Consider the following 17038-nt stretch of genomic DNA (forward strand, 5'->3'; position numbering starts at 1 on the left):
CCTCACGCGTCCATGGGGGTGACGAAGGGACGTGCGTGGGATTCGAAGAGTTCGTGGCGGAGCGGCTGGACGGGCTGCTCCGCTACGCGACCGTCCTGACGAACGACCCGCACCTGGCGCAGGACATCGTCCAGGACGTGCTGCTGCGCGCCCAGCAGCGGTGGGACGGCATCGACTCGCCGCCGACCTACGTGCGGCGGATGGTCACCAACGAATACCTGTCGTGGCGGCGGCGGGCGGTGCGGCGGGTGGTGCCGAGCAGCCACGACGTCCTCGACGCGCTCGGGCCGCCGGAGGCCGATCCGGCCGCCGCCTACGACGAGCGGGACGCGATGCTCGGCCTGCTCGCCACCTTGCCGCGCAAGCAGCGCGCCGCGGTCGTGCTGCGGTACTACGAGAACTACTCCGACGCCGAGATCGCGGCGGTCCTGCGCTGCGGCGCCTCCACCGTGCGCAGCCAGATCTCCCGCGCGCTGACGACCCTGCGCCAGGCCCCGCACCCGACGGCCCTCACCACCGGAGACCACGCATGACCCGCAGCGACCACGAGACCGAGACGCTGATCCGGGAAAGCCTCGACCGCCTCGCCGCCCGCGCCCCGGACGGCCACGCGGTCCGCGATGCGCTCGCCCGGCGCAAACGCCGTGCGCCGGTGCGGCTCGCGCTGGTGGCCGCCGCCGTGGTCGCGGTGGTGGCGGGGGTCGTCGTCGGGACGCAGGCGTTCACCACGGCCGACCTGGACCCGGCCGCGGGCCGGCCGGTGCTCGGCTACAGCCCGGGCTGGCTGCCCGGCGGCTTCACCGAGCAGTACCGCGAAGGCGGCCCGGGCACCGCGCCGCAGGTCCGGCGGTGGTTCGCCGGGCCGGCCGAGGTCACGCTGTCGGCGTACTCCACCGCCGACCCCGTGTGGTCGCAGACCGCGTTGCGGATCGCGTCGCTCAAGGACCAGGTCCTGGTGCACGGCCGCGTCGCCATGGTCACCGGCGACACCGGCAGCGCCGCGCTGCTCACCTGGCTCGCCGACGACGACCACGTGCTGACCGCCCAGGTCGCGGGTGTCCCGGACGCCCGCGCGGTCGCCCAGCGTGTTGCGGACTCGGTCACCCCCGCCCCGGTCGGCGTCCGCGGTGAGCTGCGGTTCGGCCCGCTGCCGGCGGGGCTGGCCGAGCGGTCGGCCGCGGTGCGGGGCACCGGCCCGGGGGACGGCACGACCGAGCTGACGGCGGCGGCCCCGGACCAGCCCGCGGTCCGGGCCGTCGTCAGCGCGGGCTCCCCCGGGGTGAACGGCGCCGCGCCCGTCACCGTGCGCGGCGGCCAGGGGTTGTTCGTGGCGCCCAAGAACGGCGAGGAGGCGATGGTCGCCGTCCGGCTGCCGTCGGGGCGCTGGCTGACGGTGTCGGGGAAGCAGCCGGAAGCCGTGCTGACCGCCGTCGCGAACGGCGTCCGGCTCGACCCCTCCCCCGACTACCGCTGGCTCGGCCGGGTTACCAGCTGACCATCGGGAACCAGATGATCCCGAGCCGGCCGAGCACGCGGACGTCCCAGTACAGCAACGTGAACGTGCCGCCGACGAGCAGCGCGACCCCGGTCACCGTCGCGATCCGGGCCGGCTTAGCGGCCAGCCAGCGCTGCACGCGCCCGCCCGTGGCGTGCGTCAGGATCAGGAACAGCACACCCATGATCACGATGTTGCCGAGCGACTGCAGGGCGAACGCGGCGGCGCCGTAGAACACGTTGTGCTGCTCGGCGGCGCTGCGGAACATGATCCGGAACAGCGGGTACGGCCGGCCGATGAGGAACCCGCCGATCAGCGCGCCCATCAGGACCAGCGGCGCCGCCGGGTGGCGGGCGACAAAACCCGCGAACGGGTTGCGGAGGATGCCCAGCGCGATCAGGCCCAGCACCAGGAACACCAGGCCGACCACGCCGAACGCGATCATGGACTGGACGCTGCGCGCGCTCAGCCCGCTCGCCGGCGCGGTGGAGAACTGCGGCATCCGCGTGCCGACCAGCGCGACGATCACGCCGTAGACCACGGAGACGGTGAGCATCCCGACGGCGATCCAGCCGAGCGGCTTGAGTGTGGTCGAGAAGCGCCGTTTCTCCCCGGCTTCGCCGCCCACCAGCGGGGCGACCGCGCCGAACGCGGCGATGTTGCAGGCGGTGAGCGAGCCCGCGAGCCCCGAGACGAACGCGAACAGCGTCCCGGCGACGACTCCGCTGATCGGCGTCGCCTTCGCGTCGTAACCGAGGAGGCCGTTCGCGACGCTGTCGCCGATCACGGAGTCGACGAACGGCGCCGACCACAGCGCGGTCAGCGCGAACCCGGCGAGGACCGCGACGAGCGCGATCACGGCGCGACGGGCGGGATACGGCCCACCGCCGAAGAAACTCGCTTGCGGATGAACCGGGACTTCGTAGGAGACGGCCATCGACGATTCCCTCCAGTGTGCGGGCAAACCCAGCCCTTCGATCGTCGCAAGAAGCACTCTTGAAGCGCTTCTGCCGTTGTGCCCCATCCGGTTGCGCCGGGTGCGTGCTTGACGCGGACTTCACCTCGGGCGCAGAATTAAACACATGACTAATTCTGCGCTGGCCGTCACCGGCCTGCGGGTCCGGCGCGGCGGCCGGCCGGTGGTGCGGGACGTGAGCTTCGAGGTGCCGCGCGGCGCCGTCACCGGGCTGCTCGGCCCGAGCGGCTGCGGCAAGACGACGCTGATGCGGGCGATCGTCGGGGTGCAGATCGTCGAAGGCGGCACGGTCACCGTGCTGGGCCTGCCCGCCGGCAGCCCGCCGTTGCGGCGCCGGATCGGCTACGCGACGCAGAACCCGGCGATCTACGCCGACCTGACCATCCGGGAGGCGCTGCGGTACTTCGCCGCCGTGCTGCGCGCGCCGGCGTCCGATGTGGACCGGGTGATCGCCGAGGTCGGGCTGGCCGACCACGCCGGGAAGCTGGTCGGCTCGCTGTCCGGCGGGCAGCACAGCCGCGCGAACCTGGCCGTCGCACTGCTCGGCGAGCCGGAGCTGCTGGTGCTCGACGAGCCGACCGTCGGGCTCGACCCGCTGCTGCGCGACGAGCTCTGGGCGCTGTTCCGCCGGCTCGCCGACGGCGGCGCCACCCTGCTGGTGTCCAGCCACGTCATGGACGAAGCGGCGCGCTGCGACCGCCTCCTGCTGATGCGCGAAGGCACGCTGCTCGCCGACGACGCGCCGCTGGCCCTGCGGGAGCGCACCGGCGCCGCCGATCTCGAACAGGCCTTCCTGCACCTCGTGCGAGCGGCGTCGTGAACCCCGCGCTGACGCTCGCCACCACCCGGCGCATCCTGACGCAGCTGCGGCACGACCCGCGCACCGTCGTGATGCTGATCCTGGTGCCGACACTGCTGATGATCCTGCTGCGGTACGTCTTCAACTCCACGCTGGTGTTCAGCCGTGTCGCGCCCGCACTGCTCGGCGTGTTCCCGTTCCTGATCATGTTCCTGATCGCGTCGATCACGACGTTGCGGGAGCGCACCACGGCCACCCTCGAACGCCTGATGACGCTCCCGATCGGCCGGCTCGACCTGCTCTTCGGTTACGCGCTGGCGTTCGGCGCGATCGCCGTCGTCCAGGTGGCGCTCGCCGCGGGCGTCTCGCTGTGGTGGCTGGGCCTCGACCTGGCGGGGTCGGTGGTGATGCTGCTGCTGATCGCCGTCCTGGACGCGCTGCTGGGGATGGCGCTCGGGCTGTTCGTCAGCGCGTTCGCGCGCACCGAGTTCCAGGCCATCCAGTTCATGCCGGTGTTCGTGCTGCCGCAGATCCTGTTGTGCGGGCTGTTCGTGCCGCGCGAGGAGATGGGCTGGCTGCTGCGGTGGCTGTCCGAGGTGATGCCGCTGTCCTACGCGGTCGAGGCGCTGACGCGCGTCACGACGTCTTCGACGGTCGACGCGGTGGTGCTGCGGAACCTGCTGGTCGTCGCCTGCTGCGCGCTGCTGGCGCTGGTGCTCGGCGCGGCGACGCTGCGGCGGCGGACGCCGTGACTACCGTGGACGCATGGCATCCGAAACGGACCGGCTCGCGGCCGAGCGTTACGTCGTCCTGACCACGTTCCGTCGCGACGGACGCGCTGTGCCGACCCCGATCTGGGTGGCCGGCGACGGCGGTGAGCTCGTGCTGTGGTCGGAGCGGAAGGCCGGGAAGGTCAAGCGCATCCGCAACAGCGGCCGGGTCGAGGTCCAGGCCTGCGACGTCCGCGGGAAGAAGACCCACGGCGCGGTGGTGAGCGGGCAGGCGCGGCTGCTGGACCTGTCCGAGTCCGAGCGCGTCCGGCGGGCGATCACCCGCAAGTACGGCATCGTCGGGCGCGTCACGATGTTCTTCTCGAAGCTGCGCGGCCCGGCCGACCGCACGGTCGGGATCGCGGTCAAGCTGGACGGCTGAAGCTCCGGAAGCCGCGCCGGAGGTAGTTCGGCAGCGCGTTCGGGTGGTCGAGCGTCGAGGTGTGCAGCCAGACGCGCCGGGTGCCCGGAAGCGTCCACGCGTCCGCGACGACCAGCGTGAGCGCGTAACCGCCGAGGCCCTTCCCGACGAACTCGGGCAGCAGGCCGAAGGTGGTGATTTCGACGTCGTTCCCTTGCTGTGGCTCGAAATCGGCGGCGCCGGCGACCTCACCGCGGTATTCGATGAGCCGGTACCGGCGGCCCGGTTCGGCGAGCCAGCGCGCCCATTCGTCCGCGGTCCGGGTGGCACTCGGCCACTGGTAAGGCGTGCCGATCCGGACGTGCAGCGCCCGGATGTCCGCCGGCGGCTCGACGGCCCGCAGCGCAACCCCGTCGACGAGCGGCGCCGGGTTGAGCTGGCCGACGGCGGTCATTTCGAGCTGCGTGACGATCTCCTCCACCGCGGCAACCTACGGGTTCCGGGTGCCCGTGTCAGCCGCTTTTCGGTTCCTTCAGAAGTCGTCGTGAATCCGCGGCTCGTGGGGTTGCCGGGGAAGTGGCGCCCGCCCAGCCAGCTGATCAGCTGCCGGGCGATCGGCCCGATCTCGGCCTCGACGGTCACCTCGTGCTCGCGGTGGCGCGGGTCGCGGTACTCCACCTCGTACGCACCGTCGTCGAGCAGGCCGACCGAGGCGTACCAGGTCATCGACTCGTCGGCGGGCTCGACGACCAGATGGGTGTTGTCCGCGTGGTCGAGCGTCTCGATGAGCATGAACAAGCCGTCCTCGGACGGGTCGGCGGACCGGCGGACCGGCGGCCGTTCTCGCATTCCGCGGTGTAGTACTCGGCTGCCACCGCACCTCCCCCAGGTCGTCTCCCGCTGTCATACCGCAGCCCGCATCGCGGCCGCCATCGCCGCCGAGTCGTGGTCCGGGCCGCAGCCTTCGACGATCACCAGGTCACCGGGGATGTGATCGGCCCGCAGCCGCAGGATTTCCCGGTACGCGGGCGAGTCGTACCACTTGTGCGCGGCCGCGACGTCCGGGAACTCGATGACCACCAGCGCGCCCGGCCATTCCCCTTCCATCACCTCCACCGGCGCGCCGTGCACGACGAACCTGCCGCCGTACGGGTCGAGCGTCGCCTGGATGCGCTCCAGGTACTGGAAGACCTCCTCCGGCAGCACGGCGGGCGGGCGGAGGTGGGCGAGTCCGTACGCGGTCATCGTGGTTCCTTTCGTTGTCCTGAAAGGAATCCTGCCGCGCGGGCCACTCAGCGTCGATTACGTCGGAGGTAACGCCGACGCCGCGCGCCGGAACTCGCTCGGGTTGGCGCCCCGGACGCGCTTGAACGCCGCGCTGAAGGCGAACGGGTCGGCGTACCCGACCGTGCGGGCGGTGTCCGTGACCGTCGACGACCCGGCCAGCAGGTCGGCCGCGAGCGTCATGCGCCAGCGGGTGAGGTAGGTCAGCGGCGGTTCGCCGACCAACTCGGCGAACCGCTTCGCCAGCGTCGAGCGGGACACCCCGGTGCGGCCGGCCAGCGCGGCGACCGTCCACGGGGCCGCCGGTTCGGCGTGCAGCAGGCGCAGCGCGTGCCCGACCACCGGATCCCGCTGCGCGGCCCACCAGCCCGGCGGCTCACCCCCGGGCCGGTCGAACCACGCGCGCAGCGTGCAGACCAGCATCCAGTCCAGCAGCCGGTCGAGCACCACCTGCTGGCCCGGCGTGTCGACGGCGAGCTCGGCGGCGAGGTGGTCCACCACCGCGTCACCCGTGCCGCCGCCGTCCACACGCAGCACAACCGGCAACGCTTCGAGCAGCTGGCGGCTGAGCTCGCCGCGTGCGGGATAGGCGCCGGTGATCAGCGTGGTCGGGCCGCGGCCGTCGTCGTGCCAGCCGAGCCGGTGCCGGGTGCCGCCCTCCTCGGGCGCCGCGCAGTGCTCACCGCACGCGACCGGCTCGGCGCGGGTGCCGGGCTCGTCGACGAAGGTGAACGTCGACGGCCCGCGCACGACGATCGTCTCGTAGGCGCGAATCGGTTCGGGCGGACCGTGCTCCGGCACGACCCAGCCCGCCCCGGTGAGGACGGTGCACAGGGTCAGCGGCGCGCCGTCCACAAAATGCAGCGCCCACGGCGGGGACAGCGTCGAGCTGCCGAACAACGAGCCGTGGGCCCGCACGCCGCGGATCAGGTCACTGAACGCGTCCACCCACCGAGGTTAGACGAACACACAGGCAATCCGGCTTTTCACCCATGGAATCGTCCGAGCCCGCCCGGTTGAATCGGCGGCATGCTGACCAACGACGACCTCGAGTTCCTCCGCCGCCCGCTGCACGGCTTCCTGACCGTCGCCGACGGCCAACCCCGGCCGGTGTGGTTCGAAGCCACCGGCGACGGCACGCTCCAGCTGTTCACGGAACCGGACTCGGCCAAGGTGCGGCGGGTGCGGCGTGACCCGCGGGCCTCACTCGTCGTCGCCGCGCCGGTGGGCGAGCGCGAGCGCTGGGTGGCGGCCGCCGGGCGCGTCACGCTCGAATCAGGCGGCGCCCACGAACTCGCGGCCCGCCTGGCCGCTCGCTACTGGGACCTCGAAGACCCGACGCGCGCGGCCGACCTCGCTGAAATCCTGGCCACCGACCAGCTCCGGCTGGTCATCCACCCGGAGAAGGTGAGCCGCTACGCGTACTAGACCTTCGCGACCGCGGCCAGCGCCTCGGGCAGCGTGAACGCCCCGGCGTAGAGCGCCTTGCCGACGATCGAGCCCTCTACGCCGTCGGAAGCCAGGCCGGCCAGCGCGACCAGGTCGGCCACGCTGGACACCCCGCCGGAGGCGATCACCGGCGCGTCGGTGCGGGCGACGACGTCCCGCAGCAGCTCGAGGTTCGGGCCGCGCAGGGTGCCGTCCTTGCTCACGTCGGTGACGACGTAGCGGGACGCGCCGTCGCGGTCCAGGCGCTCCAGGACCTCCCAGAGGTCACCGCCGTCGGAGGTCCAGCCGCGGGCCGAGAGCCGGTGGCCGGCCTCGGTGATCCGCACGTCGAGACCGATCGCGACCCGGTCGCCGTACTCGCCGATCACGCGCGCGGTCCACTCCGGGTCCTCGAGCGCGGCGGTGCCGAGGTTGACGCGGCGGGCGCCGGTGGCCAGCGCGGCCGTCAGCGACGCGTCGTCGCGGATGCCGCCGGAGAGCTCGACCTGCACGTCCAGCTTGCCGACGACCTCGGCGAGCAGCTCGCGGTTGCTGCCCTTGCCGAACGCGGCGTCGAGGTCGACCAGGTGGATCCACTCGGCGCCGTCGCGCTGCCAGGCGAACGCCGCGTCGAGCGGGCTGCCGTAGGAGGTCTCGGTGCCGGCCTCGCCCTGGACGAGTCGCACGGCCTGGCCATCGGCCACATCAACGGCGGGAAGCAGCGTGAAAGTCACGCCGGTAACTCTAGGGCGGAGACCCGCGTCACCCGGTCAGAGGGTCGCGAGCCAGTTGCGCAGCAGGTGCGCGCCGGCGTCGCCGGACTTCTCCGGGTGGAACTGCGTCGCCCAGAGCGGCCCGTTTTCGACCGCGGCGACGAAGTCGTCACCGTGGTTGGCCCAGGTGACCTTCGGCTCCTGGCCGGGCAGCCCGGAGTCGAGCTCCCACTTCCGGTTGGCGTAGGAGTGCACGAAGTAGAAGCGCTCCTCCGGGTCGAGGCCGGCGAAGAGCTGCGAGTCCGCCGGCGCGCGCACGGTGTTCCAGCCCATGTGCGGGAGGACGTCGGCGCTGAGCTTGTCGACGACACCCGGCCACTCGCCGGTGCCCTCGGTCTCCTCGCCGTGCTCGACGCCGCGGGTGAAGAGGATCTGCATGCCGACGCAGATGCCGAGCACCGGACGGCCGCCGGCGAGGCGCTTGCCGATGATCCGGTGGCCCTTGACCGACAGCAGCCCCGCCATGCAGGCGGAGAAGGCGCCGACCCCGGGCACGACCAGGCCGTCGGCTTCGACGGCGGCATGCGGGTCGGCGGTGACCTCGACTTCGGCCCCGGCGCGCGCCACAGCGCGTTCGGCGGAGCGGAGGTTGCCGGAACCGTAGTCGAGGATCACCACACGAGACACGCACCCAGCGTAGCCGTCGCCCTCAGCGGCGCTCGAACGAATAGACGTCCGTCACGGTGTTGCACGGCGCCGGCGGCACGACCTCGACCCGCAGCACACCCGCGTCGTAGTCGACGCCTTCCGGGGTGAAGGTGCCGGTGCAGGTGCTGACCAGCGGAACCTGGCTGATTTCGCGCACCTTCGCCGTGACGTCACGGCCGTTGAGCGGCCGGGCGAGGTCGACCTGGAGCAGCTGCAGGTTCGTCGGGTAGAGGTCGTTGTTCGGGTCGCTCGTGGCACAGATCAACCGCGTCGAGCTGACGAAGTCGCAGCCCTGGGCGCTGCGGATGTGGTGGTCGAGGTGGATGCGGGCGGCGATCGGGAGGTCACCGGCGGTCTTCGGGCCGCGGGGGTTGAGGAACGGCGTCGCGGAGACGTAGAGGCGGTCGATCTCGCCGAGCGGGCCGGAGACGAGCCACTGGCCGTCGGGAGTGGCCGCGACCTGGGCGTTCGCGTTCGCCGCGGGCTCGTCGGGCTGGAGCGGGTGGACGAACTCCGTCGTGGTGCCGTCCGGCTTCGTGACCAGGTACATCTTCTTCGTCGGGGTCGGTGTGACGGTGTCCTGGTAGACGTCGAAGACGTACCCGCGCAGGGAATCGGGGTCGCCGACGTGGCCCCAGCCCTCGTCTTTGAGCGGCTGCGGGATGGTCGCGCCGTTGCGGTAGACGATCTCGGGGGTGCGCCCGGGCAGCCGGAGCGTGGTGAGGCCCTCGCCGCTGACCCGGTTTTCGGCGGTGGTGTGGCCGACCTGGCGCCAGCGGGCGTCGTGCGCCGACGCGACGCCGGTGGTGGTGAGCAGGGCGGCGGTGGTGAGAGCGAGCAGACTGGCCGCGCGCATGTGCGCTCCTCGGAAGTAGAGGCCATGGCGGCGGCCAGGCGATTCTGCCACGGGCGGGTGACGGCCCGGAAGAATCTTGAGGAGACACGTTTCGCCGTCCCGGCCACTGGGTATCAAGCAATCCGATCGTGTGAGGTCAGCCTCCGCGACCGGACGCCAGGGAGGCGTACATGGCCGAGGACGACGTGCTGTCCCAGATGCTGCACGCCTGGCGTGACGACATCGAAAGTGTGCCGTTCCCGCAGTTCAGCGAGCTGCTGATCCCCCGCCAGCAGATCCGGCAGCGATGCACCGCCCGGCCGTCTGCTGTCCGCGTGACGAACGCCACTCAGGGAACAGACGCCTGACTGTGGTTTCCTGCGGGGACCGCACCGACGCGTCCCCTTGGAGCCCTCATGAGCCGCACTCCGGACCCGCACGACTTCCTCGACCTCGACGCCGGGCTCGCCGAGGAGGACCGCGCCATCCGCGACGCCGTGCGCGCGTACGCCAAGGACAACCTGCTCGACGCCGTCGCCGACTGGTACGAGACGGGTTCGCTGCCGGCCGCGGAGCTGGCGAAGGGGTTCGGCTCGCTGGGGTTGCTGGGCATGCACCTGGAGGGCTACGGCTGCGCCGGCACCAGCGCGGTCGCCTACGGCATCGCGTGCCGTGAGCTCGAAGCCGTCGACTCGGGGCTGCGGAGCTTCGTCTCGGTGCAGGGCTCGCTGGCGATGTACGCGATCCACCGGTGGGGCACCGAGGAGCACCGCCAGGAGTGGCTGCCCCGGATGGCCACCGGCGACGCACTGGGGTGCTTCGGGCTGACCGAGCCGGACGCGGGCAGCGACCCGGGCTCGATGCGGACGCGCGCGGTGCGCGACGGGTCCGACTGGGTGCTGTCGGGCACGAAGATGTGGATCACCAACGGAACCGTCGCCGACGTCGCGGTCGTCTGGGCCCAGACGGACGACGGGATCCGCGGTTTTGTCGTCCCGACGTCGACACCCGGGTTCACCGCGAACGAGGTCAAGCACAAGCTGTCCCTGCGGGCTTCGCTCACCGCCGAACTGGTGCTGGACGGCGTCCGGCTGCCTGATTCGGCGGCGTTCCCCGAGGTCAGGGGGTTGCGCGGGCCGCTGTCGTGCCTGAACGAAGCCCGTTACGGGATCCTGTTCGGCGTCGTCGGCGCGGCGCGGGCGTGTTACGAGTCGGCGTTGGAGTACACGCTGTCGCGTTCGCAGTTCGGCAAGCCGCTGGCCGGGTTCCAGCTGACCCAGCGCAAGCTGGCCGACCTGCTCGTCGAGGTCAACCGCGCCGGCCTGGTGGCGCTGCAGATCGGGCGGCTGAAGGACGCCGGGTCGCTGCACCACAACCACGTGAGCTTCGGGAAGATGGCGAACGTCCGCTCGGCGTTGGACGTCGCGCGGACGGCGCGGTCGATGCTGGGCGCGAACGGGATCTCGCTGGAGTACCCGGTGATGCGGCACATGGCGAACCTGGAGACGGTGCTGACGTACGAAGGCACCGAGGAGATGCACGCGCTGTCGCTCGGCCAGGCCGTGACCGGGCTGGCGGCGTTCCGCTGATCCGTTTTTGTCGGTGGTGCGCTTTATGGTGCCGGCATGACCTTTGTCGAGTACGAAACGGTGCTGGAGCTGCGGCGCTACACACTGCACCCGGGGCGGCGTGACGAGCTGATTTCGCTGTTCGAGCGCGAGTTCGTCGAGCCCCAGGAGGAGGCGGGCGCGCACCTGTTCGGCCTGTTCCGGTCTCCGGCGTCCCCGGACCAGTTCGTGTGGCTGCGGGGATTCCAGTCTCTCGAAGCCCGGAAGGCGGCTTTGGAGGAGTTCTACTTCGGCCAGGTGTGGAAGGCCCACCGAGACGCGGCAAACGCCACGATGATCGACTCGGACGACGTGCATCTGCTGCGCCCGGTCCGGCGTGGTCTGGCTTCGCCACCACCGGGTTCCGGCCTGTACTTGACGGTCTCTTCCACGCCGTCACCCTCGGCGTTCGCTGTGTTCGAGACGGAGCCGTCACCGAACAACTTCCCCCAGCTGCCGGTGCGCGAGGACGGGCCGGTGTCGGTGTCGTTCAGCCGCTCGGGCCCGGGAGAGCTGCTGGAGCCGACGGCGCGGTCACTGCTCCGGTGAGAGCAGCTCGGTGAGCCCTTCGGGGTAGAGGATCTTGCTGCCGTTCTTGAAGTCCTCGACGTCGACCCAGCGCGCGGTGGCTGGGTCGTCGAGGATCTTCATTTCGTCTAGCTTGTAGAAGCTCGGATCGACGAACTCGGCGGTGTAGAGAAAGACGATCTCGTGCCCGGGCCGTGCCTGCCAGCCGAAGACGTTCTCGAGCACCCCGACCAGCTCCTTGACAACCACGTCGGCACCGAGCTCCTCACGAAACTCGCGCACGAGCGCGTCCTCACTGAGCTCACCGAACTCGATCCCACCCCCGAGCGGCCGGTAGAAGGTCTCACCCTTGACGTCGTCGTGCCCTTCAAAGACGAGAAGCGCGTTCTTGCGCCGGATGACCCCGAGCGCGAGCGGCCTGATCGTGGACCCCATACCGCCCACGCTATTCCCTCCAGAGGATCCAGCCCAGCCACACCACGCCCGTCACCGCGAACGCCACGGCCGCCCCGCTCGCCCACCCAGGTCCGAACACCCCCGCCACCGCGATCACGACGATCACGACGGGCGGCACCACCCACGGCGAAACCGTCATCCCACCTGCCTCATCTTGTCGACTGAGCCAGCATGCTGACCTAACATGGTCGGATCCTGGAGGGCGGGGTGAGGGCCATGCAGACTCTGCGGCTCGCCATCGCCCTGACAGGTTGGATCATCGGCCTCGGCTTCACCGACCCGCCGGCTCGCATGCCTGGCCGCCGTCGCCGTATCGGTGGCAGGTATTGCCCGCTCGAAGACTGCGGCGGAAGTATGCGCAAGAACAACGACGGCGGCTACACCTGCACGAGGTGCGGTCACCGCATCAGCGGTACGGACCGATGACCGCGCCTTCGTTCGCCGAAAGCACGCTGAACATCGGCAACCGCATCGGCCGCTACTTCGGGCTGGTGAGCATGCTGCCCGCGCTGTTCCTCGTCCTCTGGTCGGCAGCGCTGGTGGCAAGCGGCGCCTGGTACGGACCGCCGCACCCGAACTGGATCGGCCCGAAGGTCGGCAGCTGGTCGATCACCGGCGTCGCCTGGTTGCTGCTGGCAAGCCTGGCAGCCGGGCTTTTCCTACATCCGCTGCAGTTCGCCATGACCCAGGCGCTCGAAGGCTATTGGGGATATTCCCGGGTGGCACAAGTCTTCTTGAGGATACGAATTCGGCATCACCGCAAGCGAGTGCAGGCCGCTCACAAAGCGCTCGAGGATCTCGACTCGATCTTCGAAGATCGGATCACGAAAGTTCTAGAAGAGCTCAAGCTGTCGAAACCTTCTCATCTGGCTGGAAAAACCAACGACGAACAGCGTCGAACGGTCTTGCACACAAAGTACGGCAATGAACTCGGCGGTCTCCTGGCAGCGGCGGAGGCCGCCGAGCACGCGACTGAACGGTATCCCGAAGTGGACCGCATCATGCCCACCCGTCTGGGCAACGCATTGCGGCGCGAAGAAGATCGCCTGGGCCAGCAATACGGCCTGGACGCCATGTTGACAGCACCCCACTTCGTCCTGGTCGCAGCGGACAAGCACGTGCAATATCTCCGGGACACACGCCAGCAAATGGACACGTCGGTGCGACTCTGTGTCGTTTCTCTGCTCGGCGCGCTGGAGGCGGTGACCTGCATGTTCACCGACGGCTGGTGGCTGTTGACCGCGCTCGCACCGTACGCGCTGGCGTATCTCGCCTACCGCGCCGCGGTCGCGGCCGCCGACGAGTACACCACAGCGGTGAAGACCGTGATCGACCTGAACAGGTTCACGTTCTACGAAGCCCTCAACGCCACACGCCCCCACGACACCCGGGAGGAGCGGCGCACCAACAAAAAGCTCATGGAGCTACTCAAGAGCGTGCCGGACGACGGTCCCGTGAACCTCCGGTATCGCAAGCCCGCCACCGATACCCCCAGCACCGGCGCCGCACCGCCTACTCCCCCAGGAACTCCCTGATCGACAACCCCAGCGACCCAGCATCCAGCCCATGCGCCAGATCATGGTCCGCGATCTCCCCGTAAGTCCGCACCTCCGCATCCCGCCGCACCCCCAGCGACTTCACCCGATGCGGCAGATCCGCCAACGCCTCCGCAACCCAATACGCCGACGTCCCAACCAGATACGGCTCCACCACCACAACCGAGGAAGAAGCGGAAAGCACCGCCGACCGCAACCCCGCCCCATCGAACGGCCGGATCGTCGACGCATACAGCACAGTCACATCCAACCCCGCAGTAGCCCGCAGCACCCGATCAAGCATCGGCCCCACAGCCACGACAACCCCACGAGAACCCGACCGCAACCGCGTGAACCCCACTCCCAAATGCGGCGAAGCGTTCGTTTGAGCCGACAGCCGCAGATACACGCGCCCATCCCCCGGGATCGACTCCAGCAGCAACCGCCGCGCCTCAGCAGAATGCCCCGGCACATGGACCGTCCAGCCCGGCAAGGAATCGATCAGCGCCACATCGCCCGGCGACTGATGTGTCCGGCCCGCCGTCGGCATGTCGTACGACGCGCCGTACGACACCAGCACGCCGCCGACGTCCTGGTGGGAAAAATCCAGCTTGATCTGCTCGAACCCGCGCTCCACCAGGAACGACGGGAACGTGTGCACGATCGGCCGCAGCCCCGCCAGGGCCAGGCCGGCGCCCGTGCTGACCAGCAACTGCTCGCGGATCCCGACATTGAGCACGCGGTCCGGGTGCCGCCGGGCGGCGCCGGCCAGCTGGGCGGCCGAAATGTCGGCCAGCACGATCGCGACGTCCGGGTCGGCGTCGAGGATCTGCTCGGTGGTGGCCAGGAACGTATCGCGCATCGACAGCATGGTCAGCCCTTCGGTTCGACAACGGCGACCACCGCGAGCGGCCGGCCGGGGTGGGCGGTGGTGAACGCGCCGTACAGCGCGTCGTGGTCGCGGCCGGACACCGTGCGGGTCTCCCAGCCTTCGACGTCGAACCGGCGCGCGATGCCGCCCGGCCAGCCGCGCGTCGACGACTGGTTGTCGATCACCACCGTGGTCAGGTTTTCGAGCCCGAACCGGGCGGCGACGACGATCGCCTCGTGGTTCGAGCCCTCGTCCAGCTCGGCGTCCCCGATCAGCGTCACGACCTTCGAAGTCAGCCCGCGGGCGCGCAGGCCCAACGCCGTGCCGAGCGCGATCGGCAGGCCGTGGCCGAGGGAGCCGCTCGAGATCTCGACGCCGGGGATCCGCCGCCGATCCGGGTGGTGGCCGAGGCGCGACACCGGGTCGGACCACGTCGGCAGCTCGGCTTCGTCGATGAAGCCTTTCGCCGTCAACACGGCGTAGTACGCCATCGGACCGTGCCCTTTGGACAGCAGGAACCGGTCGCGGTCGGGCTCGCGGAAGTTGTCGGGCGTGATGTCGAGCACGCGGTCGTAGAGCACCCAGAGGACGTCCACAGTGGACTCGGCGGCGGCGCGGTGCTTGTCGTCGCCGGTCATCAGCGAGATCAGCCGGGGCAGCTCGGCGTGGGCCGGTTCGGTCGCAGTGGTCATGCTTCCGACGATGCAACCTCGACTAAACTCGAAGTCAAGGATAGCCTGAGCTGGTGACGAGGCTCGCCGAACATCTCAGCATCGGACAGGTGGCGGACCGCAGCGGGGTGCCGCACACGGCACTGCGGTTCTACGAGGAGAAAGGGCTGATCAGCTCGGAGCGTTCGGCGGGCAACCAGCGCCGCTACTCACGCTCGGTGCTGCGGCGGATCGCGTTCATCCGCGCCGCGCAACGGGTCGGGCTCTCCCTCGAGGACATCAGCTCCGCGCTGGCCACGCTGCCCGTCGACCACGCGCCGACGAAGGCCGACTGGGCGCGGCTCTCCCGCGACTGGCAGCACGAGCTCGACGCGCGAATCGACGCGTTGCAACGGCTTCGCGACCGCCTCACCGGCTGCGTCGGCTGCGGGTGCCTGTCCCTGCGCAGCTGCTCGCTCTACAACAACGACGACGAGCTGGCGCGCTTCGGCCCGGGCGCCGGCAAACTGCGTCCCGCGGTCGAGGGCGGCATCTAAATCGTTTGCCCCCGGCGGGATCCTGGGGAGGAAATGAACGAGAAAGAAATGATCCGCATCTCGAAGCGGCTGGCGCTGCACCTGCGCCACGATCCCGCCGCCCTCGGCCTCACCCTCGCCCCCGGCGGCTGGGTGGCGGTCGACGCCCTGCTGCGCGCGCTGAAGATCACCCGCGAACAACTCGACGAAGTCGTCGAGACGAACAACAAGCGCCGCTTCGCCTTCGACGAAACCGGCACTCGCATCCGCGCGAGCCAGGGCCACAGCGTGTCGGTCGACCTCGGGCTGGCGGACGCGGTCCCGCCGGACGTCCTGTACCACGGCACGGTCCCGAAGTTCCTCGACGCGATCCTGCACGAGGGCCTGCGCCCGATGAAGCGTCACGCGGTCCACCTCTCGGCGACGGTCGACACCGCGCGAATCGTCGCCGCACGCCGCGGAAAGCCGGTGATCCTGCGGGTGGACGCCGCCGGCATGGCCGCTGCGGGCCACGCGTTCCAGGTGAGCGCCAATGGAGTCTGGTTGACCGCCACCGTCCCGCCCGAGCACCTTTACCGAGTCGGCTGAGGCACGACGCAGCGGCCGGGCCGTGTACCCGGACGGTCGGCTCGCGTACCGGAAGGGTCGGCTCACGTACTTGGACGGTCGGCTCACGTACTTGGACGGACGACTCGTGTACCTAGGCGGACGACTCGCGTACCTGGACGGTCGGCTCACGTACCTGGACGGACGACTCGCGTGATCGAGGCCGGATCTTGCGTGATTGAGCGCGTATCTCGCGTGATCAGAGACGGAACTCGCGTGATTGGGCGGGCATCTCGTGTGTCTGGGCGGGCATCTTGCGTGATTGGGCGGGCATCTTGCGTGATCAGAGGGGCGACACGGGGCTCAAGCGGCGGCGGGGACGGCCGAGGAGGCGGCGGCCGACGTCCAGCAGCTCCGTGCGGAGTTCTTCGTCGCCGAGGCGGGCCAGGTCCGGGGAGCCGCCGGCCATCGCGATGCCCGTCAACGTCACCATCGCGTTAACCCGGGCCGTCGCGTCCGGGGCTGGGCCCGCCAGGATGGCCAGCAGCGCCTGGCCGAAGCCCTCCATGCCGCCGTGCGCCGACTTCTCGATCGCCCGGATGAGACCCGGGTCGCTCGAGAACAACGCCACCAGCGCGCGGTGGCGGATCACCAGGTCGACGAAGCCCTCCAGCAGCAGGTCCACCTGCGCGCCCCGGCGCTTCTGCGCGCCCGCGCGCAGCACCAGTTCGTCCAGATCCCGGACGCCCGGCTCGGCGACGGCTTCGGTGATCTCCGCCTTCGTCTTGAAGTGGTAGTAGACAGCCGCCTTCGTGATCCCCAGCGCGTCGGCGATCATCTGCAGCGACGTGCCCTCGACCCCGTGTTCGGTGAACAGCCGCAGCGCGGTGTGCAGCAGTCGGGTCCGGGTGTCCTCGGCCGGGCCGGCGGTCATTCTTCC

The 17038-nt window shown here is 70.4% G+C and carries 25 protein-coding genes; 12 read left to right on the forward strand and 13 right to left on the reverse strand.

Annotated features, from left to right (window positions below):
- The first annotated feature begins 35 nt into the window (after positions 1-35).
- Together ACIA5G_RS18985 and ACIA5G_RS18990 are read left to right on the forward strand one after the other, a co-directional pair.
- Positions 36-533 carry a SigE family RNA polymerase sigma factor gene (locus ACIA5G_RS18985; protein ID WP_395924701.1) on the forward strand — a complete coding sequence of 166 codons (498 nt, stop codon included), beginning with the start codon at positions 36-38 and terminating at the stop codon, positions 531-533.
- Entirely contained in the window at positions 530-1495 is a 966-nt protein-coding gene (locus ACIA5G_RS18990) for a hypothetical protein (protein ID WP_395924703.1), read from the forward strand. The genes ACIA5G_RS18985 and ACIA5G_RS18990 overlap by 4 nt, the downstream gene beginning before the upstream one ends.
- On the opposite strand, the gene ACIA5G_RS18995 is transcribed toward ACIA5G_RS18990, so the two are convergent.
- Positions 1485-2432 (reverse strand): hypothetical protein, encoded by a 948-nt coding sequence (locus ACIA5G_RS18995; protein ID WP_395924705.1) that lies wholly within the window; start codon positions 2430-2432, stop codon positions 1485-1487. The two genes, ACIA5G_RS18990 and ACIA5G_RS18995, sit on opposite strands and share 11 nt — an antisense overlap.
- 145 nt (positions 2433-2577) lie before the next feature.
- On the opposite strand from ACIA5G_RS18995, the gene ACIA5G_RS19000 reads away from it, so the two are divergent.
- Genes ACIA5G_RS19000 through ACIA5G_RS19010 form a run of 3 tightly spaced genes read left to right on the forward strand, consistent with a single transcriptional unit; the run spans position 2578 to position 4422 of the window.
- Complete coding sequence (locus ACIA5G_RS19000; protein WP_395924707.1) at positions 2578-3291, forward strand: ABC transporter ATP-binding protein; 714 nt, start codon at positions 2578-2580, stop codon at positions 3289-3291.
- Positions 3288-4022, forward strand: coding sequence for an ABC transporter permease (locus tag ACIA5G_RS19005; RefSeq protein ID WP_395924709.1), 735 nt, complete (start codon positions 3288-3290; stop codon positions 4020-4022). Before ACIA5G_RS19000 ends, ACIA5G_RS19005 begins: the two co-directional genes overlap by 4 nt.
- A 13-nt stretch (positions 4023-4035) precedes the next feature.
- Positions 4036-4422, forward strand: a complete 387-nt coding sequence (locus tag ACIA5G_RS19010) for a PPOX class F420-dependent oxidoreductase (protein WP_395924711.1) — start codon at positions 4036-4038, stop codon at positions 4420-4422.
- Here ACIA5G_RS19010 and ACIA5G_RS19015 read toward each other — a convergent pair.
- From ACIA5G_RS19015 to ACIA5G_RS19030, 4 genes are read right to left on the reverse strand one after another with little or no spacing between them, the layout of a single operon-like run.
- Positions 4406-4882: a GNAT family N-acetyltransferase gene (locus tag ACIA5G_RS19015; protein ID WP_395924713.1), complete on the reverse strand. Its 477-nt coding sequence runs from the start codon at positions 4880-4882 to the stop codon at positions 4406-4408. The two genes, ACIA5G_RS19010 and ACIA5G_RS19015, sit on opposite strands and share 17 nt — an antisense overlap.
- Positions 4852-5250 (reverse strand): hypothetical protein, encoded by a 399-nt coding sequence (locus ACIA5G_RS19020; protein ID WP_395924715.1) that lies wholly within the window; start codon positions 5248-5250, stop codon positions 4852-4854. Before ACIA5G_RS19020 ends, ACIA5G_RS19015 begins: the two co-directional genes overlap by 31 nt.
- 54 nt (positions 5251-5304) lie before the next feature.
- Positions 5305-5646: a DUF1330 domain-containing protein gene (locus ACIA5G_RS19025; protein WP_395924717.1), complete on the reverse strand. Its 342-nt coding sequence runs from the start codon at positions 5644-5646 to the stop codon at positions 5305-5307.
- Positions 5647-5703: 57 nt separating this feature from the next.
- Positions 5704-6633, reverse strand: coding sequence for an AraC family transcriptional regulator (locus ACIA5G_RS19030; protein WP_395924719.1), 930 nt, complete (start codon positions 6631-6633; stop codon positions 5704-5706).
- Positions 6634-6714: 81 nt separating this feature from the next.
- Between ACIA5G_RS19030 and ACIA5G_RS19035 the strand changes: the two genes are divergently transcribed.
- Complete coding sequence (locus tag ACIA5G_RS19035) at positions 6715-7113, forward strand: pyridoxamine 5'-phosphate oxidase family protein (protein WP_395924721.1); 399 nt, start codon at positions 6715-6717, stop codon at positions 7111-7113.
- Here the strand turns inward: ACIA5G_RS19035 and priA are convergent.
- Genes priA through ACIA5G_RS19050 form a run of 3 tightly spaced genes read right to left on the reverse strand, consistent with a single transcriptional unit; the run spans position 7110 to position 9390 of the window.
- Positions 7110-7847 (reverse strand): bifunctional 1-(5-phosphoribosyl)-5-((5-phosphoribosylamino)methylideneamino)imidazole-4-carboxamide isomerase/phosphoribosylanthranilate isomerase PriA, encoded by a 738-nt coding sequence (gene priA / locus ACIA5G_RS19040; RefSeq protein WP_395924723.1) that lies wholly within the window; start codon positions 7845-7847, stop codon positions 7110-7112. The genes ACIA5G_RS19035 and priA overlap by 4 nt on opposite strands.
- A gap of 36 nt (positions 7848-7883) precedes the next feature.
- Positions 7884-8504: an imidazole glycerol phosphate synthase subunit HisH gene (gene hisH, locus ACIA5G_RS19045; protein WP_395924963.1), complete on the reverse strand. Its 621-nt coding sequence runs from the start codon at positions 8502-8504 to the stop codon at positions 7884-7886.
- A 31-nt stretch (positions 8505-8535) separates the two neighbouring features.
- Positions 8536-9390: a hypothetical protein gene (locus ACIA5G_RS19050; protein WP_395924725.1), complete on the reverse strand. Its 855-nt coding sequence runs from the start codon at positions 9388-9390 to the stop codon at positions 8536-8538.
- 170 nt (positions 9391-9560) lie between these two features.
- Here ACIA5G_RS19050 and ACIA5G_RS19055 point away from each other — a divergent pair, with 170 nt between their 5' ends.
- From ACIA5G_RS19055 to ACIA5G_RS19065, 3 genes are read left to right on the forward strand one after another with little or no spacing between them, the layout of a single operon-like run.
- Positions 9561-9737, forward strand: a complete 177-nt coding sequence (locus ACIA5G_RS19055) for a hypothetical protein (protein ID WP_395924727.1) — start codon at positions 9561-9563, stop codon at positions 9735-9737.
- A 48-nt stretch (positions 9738-9785) separates the two neighbouring features.
- Positions 9786-10958, forward strand: coding sequence for an acyl-CoA dehydrogenase family protein (locus tag ACIA5G_RS19060; RefSeq protein WP_395924729.1), 1173 nt, complete (start codon positions 9786-9788; stop codon positions 10956-10958).
- 36 nt (positions 10959-10994) lie between these two features.
- The gene (locus tag ACIA5G_RS19065; RefSeq protein WP_395924731.1) at positions 10995-11525 is read left to right on the forward strand and encodes an NIPSNAP family protein; all 531 of its coding nucleotides are present in this window, start codon (positions 10995-10997) and stop codon (positions 11523-11525) included.
- Here the strand turns inward: ACIA5G_RS19065 and ACIA5G_RS19070 are convergent.
- The gene (locus ACIA5G_RS19070; protein ID WP_395924733.1) at positions 11511-11939 is read right to left on the reverse strand and encodes an NUDIX hydrolase; all 429 of its coding nucleotides are present in this window, start codon (positions 11937-11939) and stop codon (positions 11511-11513) included. The two genes, ACIA5G_RS19065 and ACIA5G_RS19070, sit on opposite strands and share 15 nt — an antisense overlap.
- Positions 11940-11949: 10 nt before the next feature.
- On the reverse strand, positions 11950-12099 hold the full coding sequence (locus tag ACIA5G_RS19075; RefSeq protein ID WP_395924735.1) for a hypothetical protein: 150 nt from the start codon (positions 12097-12099) through the stop codon (positions 11950-11952).
- A 283-nt stretch (positions 12100-12382) separates the two neighbouring features.
- Between ACIA5G_RS19075 and ACIA5G_RS19080 the strand changes: the two genes are divergently transcribed.
- On the forward strand, positions 12383-13495 hold the full coding sequence (locus tag ACIA5G_RS19080) for a hypothetical protein (protein ID WP_395924737.1): 1113 nt from the start codon (positions 12383-12385) through the stop codon (positions 13493-13495).
- On the opposite strand, the gene ACIA5G_RS19085 is transcribed toward ACIA5G_RS19080, so the two are convergent.
- Positions 13473-14366: a transketolase family protein gene (locus ACIA5G_RS19085; RefSeq protein WP_395924739.1), complete on the reverse strand. Its 894-nt coding sequence runs from the start codon at positions 14364-14366 to the stop codon at positions 13473-13475. The two genes, ACIA5G_RS19080 and ACIA5G_RS19085, sit on opposite strands and share 23 nt — an antisense overlap.
- Positions 14367-14368: 2 nt before the next feature.
- A complete protein-coding gene (locus ACIA5G_RS19090) occupies positions 14369-15058 on the reverse strand; it encodes a thiamine pyrophosphate-dependent enzyme (protein WP_395924741.1) in 690 nt (229 codons plus the stop codon).
- A 53-nt stretch (positions 15059-15111) separates the two neighbouring features.
- Here ACIA5G_RS19090 and soxR point away from each other — a divergent pair, with 53 nt between their 5' ends.
- Together soxR and ACIA5G_RS19100 are read left to right on the forward strand one after the other, a co-directional pair.
- Positions 15112-15573, forward strand: a complete 462-nt coding sequence (gene soxR, locus ACIA5G_RS19095; protein WP_395924743.1) for a redox-sensitive transcriptional activator SoxR — start codon at positions 15112-15114, stop codon at positions 15571-15573.
- A gap of 33 nt (positions 15574-15606) precedes the next feature.
- Positions 15607-16140 (forward strand): RNA 2'-phosphotransferase, encoded by a 534-nt coding sequence (locus ACIA5G_RS19100; RefSeq protein ID WP_395924745.1) that lies wholly within the window; start codon positions 15607-15609, stop codon positions 16138-16140.
- A gap of 301 nt (positions 16141-16441) precedes the next feature.
- Here ACIA5G_RS19100 and ACIA5G_RS19105 read toward each other — a convergent pair whose 3' ends face one another.
- Positions 16442-17032: a TetR/AcrR family transcriptional regulator gene (locus tag ACIA5G_RS19105; protein WP_395924747.1), complete on the reverse strand. Its 591-nt coding sequence runs from the start codon at positions 17030-17032 to the stop codon at positions 16442-16444.
- Positions 17033-17038: the final 6 nt, after the last annotated feature.

Origin of the sequence: Amycolatopsis sp. NPDC051758 (assembly GCF_044453095.1) — a bacterium.
GTDB lineage: Bacteria > Actinomycetota > Actinomycetes > Mycobacteriales > Pseudonocardiaceae > Amycolatopsis.

Coding starts and splice junctions, on each gene's coding strand:
- ACIA5G_RS18995 (WP_395924705.1), bottom strand. CDS start 2,432: ATGGCCGTCTCCTACGAAGTCCCGGTTCATCCGCAAGCGAGTTTCTTC.
- ACIA5G_RS19055 (WP_395924727.1), top strand. CDS start 9,561: ATGGCCGAGGACGACGTGCTGTCCCAGATGCTGCACGCCTGGCGTGAC.
- ACIA5G_RS19020 (WP_395924715.1), bottom strand. CDS start 5,250: ATGCGAGAACGGCCGCCGGTCCGCCGGTCCGCCGACCCGTCCGAGGAC.
- ACIA5G_RS19105 (WP_395924747.1), bottom strand. CDS start 17,032: ATGACCGCCGGCCCGGCCGAGGACACCCGGACCCGACTGCTGCACACC.
- ACIA5G_RS19075 (WP_395924735.1), bottom strand. CDS start 12,099: ATGACGGTTTCGCCGTGGGTGGTGCCGCCCGTCGTGATCGTCGTGATC.
- ACIA5G_RS19060 (WP_395924729.1), top strand. CDS start 9,786: ATGAGCCGCACTCCGGACCCGCACGACTTCCTCGACCTCGACGCCGGG.
- ACIA5G_RS18990 (WP_395924703.1), top strand. CDS start 530: ATGACCCGCAGCGACCACGAGACCGAGACGCTGATCCGGGAAAGCCTC.
- ACIA5G_RS19090 (WP_395924741.1), bottom strand. CDS start 15,058: ATGACCACTGCGACCGAACCGGCCCACGCCGAGCTGCCCCGGCTGATC.
- ACIA5G_RS19050 (WP_395924725.1), bottom strand. CDS start 9,390: ATGCGCGCGGCCAGTCTGCTCGCTCTCACCACCGCCGCCCTGCTCACC.
- ACIA5G_RS19025 (WP_395924717.1), bottom strand. CDS start 5,646: ATGACCGCGTACGGACTCGCCCACCTCCGCCCGCCCGCCGTGCTGCCG.
- ACIA5G_RS19070 (WP_395924733.1), bottom strand. CDS start 11,939: ATGGGGTCCACGATCAGGCCGCTCGCGCTCGGGGTCATCCGGCGCAAG.
- ACIA5G_RS19100 (WP_395924745.1), top strand. CDS start 15,607: ATGAACGAGAAAGAAATGATCCGCATCTCGAAGCGGCTGGCGCTGCAC.
- ACIA5G_RS19085 (WP_395924739.1), bottom strand. CDS start 14,366: ATGCTGTCGATGCGCGATACGTTCCTGGCCACCACCGAGCAGATCCTC.
- ACIA5G_RS19035 (WP_395924721.1), top strand. CDS start 6,715: ATGCTGACCAACGACGACCTCGAGTTCCTCCGCCGCCCGCTGCACGGC.
- ACIA5G_RS19065 (WP_395924731.1), top strand. CDS start 10,995: ATGACCTTTGTCGAGTACGAAACGGTGCTGGAGCTGCGGCGCTACACA.
- ACIA5G_RS19000 (WP_395924707.1), top strand. CDS start 2,578: ATGACTAATTCTGCGCTGGCCGTCACCGGCCTGCGGGTCCGGCGCGGC.
- ACIA5G_RS19010 (WP_395924711.1), top strand. CDS start 4,036: ATGGCATCCGAAACGGACCGGCTCGCGGCCGAGCGTTACGTCGTCCTG.
- ACIA5G_RS19080 (WP_395924737.1), top strand. CDS start 12,383: ATGACCGCGCCTTCGTTCGCCGAAAGCACGCTGAACATCGGCAACCGC.